This is a genomic window from Moorena sp. SIO3I6 (assembly GCF_010672095.1).
This window is the reverse complement of record NZ_JAAHHU010000360.1, coordinates 1-4386: the sequence shown is the minus strand read 5'-3', so window position 1 is coordinate 4386 and position 4386 is coordinate 1. Positions and strand designations below refer to the sequence as shown.

Genomic DNA, 4386 nt, shown 5'->3' with positions numbered 1-4386 from the left:
GGGCATCTCAGTTACTCGATGCTGAGTTTCAATGGATTAGTCGCGAAAGCGATGTCATTGTAAAAGCGTCTAGTCCTGAACACTCCGAATTTCTGATTCTCAATGAATTACAACTACGCTATGACCAGAACATGCCTCAGAGAATGCGCAATTATGTGGCTTTAGCTGAGGAGAAATACAACTTATCTGCTTATCCGGTATTAATTAACATCTTGCCACCTCCAGCTACAGTCACAATCGTTGACTGTTACGACAGGGAATTCATGGGATTAAAGGCGCGTCAAGATTATCGGGTAATTAATCTGTGGGAAGTAGAGGCTGAATTAGTATTAGAACAACCATTACCTCCCCTATTTCCATTTGTCCCGATCTTATTTGGAGGTGGTAGTGAATCGAAATTGCGGTCAGCGGTGCAGGCTCTACGAGCGGATCAAACCTTGAATCAACTAGAGCCATTGTTAGCTTTCTTCGCTAGCTTTGTTTTAGAGATACCCTTAATTCAACAAATCATGAGGTGGGATATGACAGTATTACGAGAATCACCCTGGTATCAAGAGATTTTACAAGAGGGTCTTGCTCAAGGGATTGAACAAGGGATTGAACAAGGCATCCAACAAGGGGTTGCTCAAGGCATTGAACAAGGGATTGAACAAGGGATTGAACAAGGGATTGAACAAGGCATCCAACAAGAACGTCGAGGCAGTTTAGAGCGCATCCTTAAACTGCGATTTTCAGAGATTCCTGTCGAGATATCCGTCTCAATTCAATCCTTAACTCTTGAACAATTAGAAGAGTTGATGGCCACAGCATTAACGGTTAACTCCCTAGATGAGTTTACTCAACATTTGCCCAATTAATTAAATAAGGCCACACCCCACCTCGACCGTTAGGGGTGGGTTACTCTTGCCTCTTGCGTCTTGCCTATTGCCTTTTGCCTAGGCTCCGCAACCCTAACAAACCGGCACCATAAGCAGGCTCATAGCGAGGCCAAATCACTTTAGCATTAGGGCTAAGCCTGACAAGGGATGATTCAAATTGCTGACGGATTGAGGAAAGACCATGCCAGACACTTCCGGTGGTTACTACTTCACATTGTGAGTCAGGGGTAAAGACGCTTTCAATTACAACTTGGGTAGCTTTTACTAGTTGATTAACTGTATCTTGGATAATGCTAAGGGCTACCTGATCCCCTTCAGCGGCTGCTTGATCCACAATTGGTGCTAAGGATGCAATTTCTTTGACTCCCCACCCTGGCCGATAGATGACATCTGTGATATAATTAAACTTTGATAAGTTAAAATGGGTGGTAAAGCGCTCCTGAAGACTAGTTATTGTTAGACTAGTTACTGCAAAGCCATCATAGGCGTTGATCGCGGCTCGTAATCCAGAGACAGCAATGTGATAGGCACTGCCAACATCTCCTAGGATATGCCCCCAGCCACCAACTCGCTTGGTATTTCCTTGGGCATTGCGTCCAAAAACGATTGATCCAGTGCCTGCGATCGCAACAACTCCCACAGGCTTACCTACTCCCCCCACTAAGGCAATCAAAGCATCATCACAAATAACAACATTAGAGGGGAGTAATGCCCAAGTGACGGGAATTGTCTGACTTGACAACAACTGTTGGACGAAGCCTTGCACTACTTCTCTATCTCGTGGACGACCAACACCGGCTAATCCCAAACAAATGGCTTCCACTGTGACCGATTCTATGGATAGTTTAGCGGAAGCTTGTTGGGTGGCGAGGCGAATGGCTGATTCTATGGAGGCGAAAGCGGTTTTGATACCAACGGTGTGATAATTGGAGGCATCGGCTTCTCCTCGACCTAGGACTTGACCTTGGTGGTTGAGGACTACACAAAGGGTTTTACTGGCACCGCCATCTATTCCGATTATACAGGTGCTCATATATAGTTAGTTAACTATAAGGAAACTGGCAAGATGCCAGTTCCACCAAGATGCCAGTTCCACATCAGCAAAGAAATGAAACTGGCAAGATGCCAGTTCTACCAAGATGCCAGTTTAGCGATCGCATTCAAAACCAGCTAAAAACCAACAATTAGTTATTGTCTGAGTCTTCTGGCTTGACAAGGGCATCCACTAATACTGTGACTTGCACCAGGGAATTGATCACATCCCTGGCTTGGGTAAAGGGTTTACCTTGATACTCGGAGTAGGCTGACCAAATTAAAGGAATAGCAATAAGTCCGACGAGCCAACGCTTGATGGTTTTAGGATTGTACATGGGCAGGGATAAAAAACAACAGCCTCATCTGTTTTTGTTAACTTTCTCAAAGAGCGATTCCATGCCAAATCCCCCTAGAGAGCCCATTTAAAAAATTTTTTCCGACTTTGCATAGAATCCAGGGTTAGCCACCGTTAGTTATTTAGAAAGGTGCATCCAGGAGATGGATTGAGATGGAGTTAACCCATGGACGCACTGGACGAACGACTGCAACAGCTAGCTTTGAAGGCTCAAAAGCATTCCCCAAAAAGCTGTGACCGTCGTCTAGCCCTGACTCGGCTGATTCAAATGATTCAAGCATCCGGCAAATTATCTCGCAGGAGATATGACACCCCCCAGGAGGTTTACGATGAAGCACTTCAAGAGACTTGGTGGTATCTGTGTAGAAAAATTGACACTTATCAACCGAGAGGTCCGGTGATTAACTGGATTAATAGTGTCCTCAAGTGGCGGTTGATTGATGCCAAGAAACGACATACCAAAGGGGTAAAGGAGTGCTCACTAGATGCACCAATAAACTCTTCCGATGGGGGTAAAGTCAATCAATCTGGTATGACTTATTTAGATACCGTTGCCCAACCAGAAGACACTCCGTTACCTTCACAGCTTATACGTCAGTGTATTGAAGAAGACTCTGATGGGCTGTTTGCCAGCAAACACGTTAAAGGACATCCTAAAGCCAATTTCAGAACTATAGCTCTTTTATACCTAGACCGGAAGAGTTGGAAAGAGACTGCTGTTGCGGTTGGGTTAGAGCCAAAGCAATGGTCAACGGTGCAAAGTTTCTACTGGCGCTCTTGCAAGTATTTTGCTGACACGTTTAAGGAATACTTGCAGGAATAACTCACAAACAAGATTCAATGTATCGAGAGAGTAATAATGAATAACTTAACGAAAAAATTATCATTTTCTGTGCCTATTACCAGAGATTGGTATCAACTAGCAGAAACCTTTAGTCGGGAACAGCACGAACCGGATAAAGCTCAAGACGTTTACCTAAATACATTAGCAGTTTATGCAGTAAACTTCTACTTACAAAAGTGTCTGGAAGTAGAAACTGATTTACCAGCAAGTGATAGCAGCAATCCAGCCCTGCGATCGCTTATGAATGTATCCGACTTGATGGTTAAAGATTGGGGTAAATTGGAATGTCGTCCTGTTTTACCTGGTGACCTAGTTTGTCACATACCACCAGAAAGTCGCCAAGACCGAGTTGGTTATGTGGTGGTAGAAATTAATCAAGCAAGTAATCAAGCTAAACTGCTAGGATTTTCCAAAACTGCACTGGTAGGAAGCTTGGAGATTAGTAAAATCCAGTCTCTTGAGCAGTTAATTAACCAATTACCAGAGCTGGAATCAAATGTCGTGAACTTAGTGGAATGGTTTAAGGGGAATTTTCAAGTAGATTGGCAGTCGGTTAGCGATTTGCTGTCTCCACAACTTAGACCAGCATTTAGAAATACCGAATACCAGCAACAACGAGCTAAACCAATTGATTTATTTGATTTAGGGCTAGAATTAGCGGGTAATCCTGTCGTTTTAATTATTACTGTCGGAAAAATTGACAAGGAAACTGCCAGCGTTCGAGCCCAAGTTTATCCCAACGGTGAAGCACTAACCTTGCCTCCGAATTTGAAACTATCGATACTGACTGCAACCGGAGAAGTTTTTACCGAAGTAACCGCCAGAAGTAATGATGAATTCATTCAATATCAGTTTAATGCTCAACAGGGAGATGACTTCGGAATTAAGGTGTCTTTAGGTGAAGCTAGTGTAACGGAAAGGTTTCAGGTTTGAAGGAGAGAGATATACCAATTATTATTTGGGTGAAGAGCTTTTTAAGGCAAAAGGCAAGAGGCAAAAGGCAAGAGGCAAGAGGTTTTTCAGGGAATCAGCCTTGCCCTTAATAAGGGGCACTTTTCCGACTCCCCCCTTATTAAGGGGGGCTGGGGGGGATCGACCATTGGGAATTTTGTTCAGGCTTTTGATCCCCCTAAATCCCCCTTAATAAGCTATGCTTTATAAACATATTTCTTTACAAAAAACTTGACAAAAGTAACTTGATATGATTAGTGTGATCAAAAAACTTGACGTCCCACGTTCTCGCTCAGTTTGTATAGGAAAAGCCTTTTGCCAAA

General features: G+C 43.5%; 5 protein-coding genes. 3 read left to right on the top strand and 2 right to left on the bottom strand.

The window, feature by feature from the left end:
• Positions 1-857: DUF4351 domain-containing protein (locus F6K49_RS36015; protein ID WP_293104529.1), on the top strand; the 857-nt coding region annotated here is incomplete at its 5' end.
• 64 nt (positions 858-921) lie between these two features.
• Here the strand turns inward: F6K49_RS36015 and F6K49_RS36010 are convergent.
• Both F6K49_RS36010 and F6K49_RS36005 read right to left on the bottom strand, forming a co-directional pair.
• Complete coding sequence (locus F6K49_RS36010) at positions 922-1911, bottom strand: BadF/BadG/BcrA/BcrD ATPase family protein (protein WP_293104526.1); 990 nt, start codon at positions 1909-1911, stop codon at positions 922-924.
• 151 nt (positions 1912-2062) lie between these two features.
• Entirely contained in the window at positions 2063-2248 is a 186-nt protein-coding gene (locus F6K49_RS36005) for a hypothetical protein (protein WP_293104523.1), read from the bottom strand.
• Between the two features lie 186 nt (positions 2249-2434).
• Between F6K49_RS36005 and F6K49_RS36000 the strand changes: the two genes are divergently transcribed.
• Both F6K49_RS36000 and F6K49_RS35995 read left to right on the top strand, forming a co-directional pair.
• Entirely contained in the window at positions 2435-3091 is a 657-nt protein-coding gene (locus F6K49_RS36000; protein ID WP_293104520.1) for a hypothetical protein, read from the top strand.
• Between the two features lie 36 nt (positions 3092-3127).
• A complete protein-coding gene (locus F6K49_RS35995) occupies positions 3128-4045 on the top strand; it encodes a DUF1822 family protein (RefSeq protein WP_293104517.1) in 918 nt (305 codons plus the stop codon).
• Positions 4046-4386: the final 341 nt, after the last annotated feature.

What these genes read in the sequence shown, in the direction of transcription:
- F6K49_RS36010 (WP_293104526.1), bottom strand. Translation starts at nt 1,911, where the DNA reads ATGAGCACCTGTATAATCGGAATAGATGGCGGTGCCAGTAAAACCCTT.
- F6K49_RS36005 (WP_293104523.1), bottom strand. Translation starts at nt 2,248, where the DNA reads ATGTACAATCCTAAAACCATCAAGCGTTGGCTCGTCGGACTTATTGCT.
- F6K49_RS36000 (WP_293104520.1), top strand. Translation starts at nt 2,435, where the DNA reads ATGGACGCACTGGACGAACGACTGCAACAGCTAGCTTTGAAGGCTCAA.
- F6K49_RS35995 (WP_293104517.1), top strand. Translation starts at nt 3,128, where the DNA reads ATGAATAACTTAACGAAAAAATTATCATTTTCTGTGCCTATTACCAGA.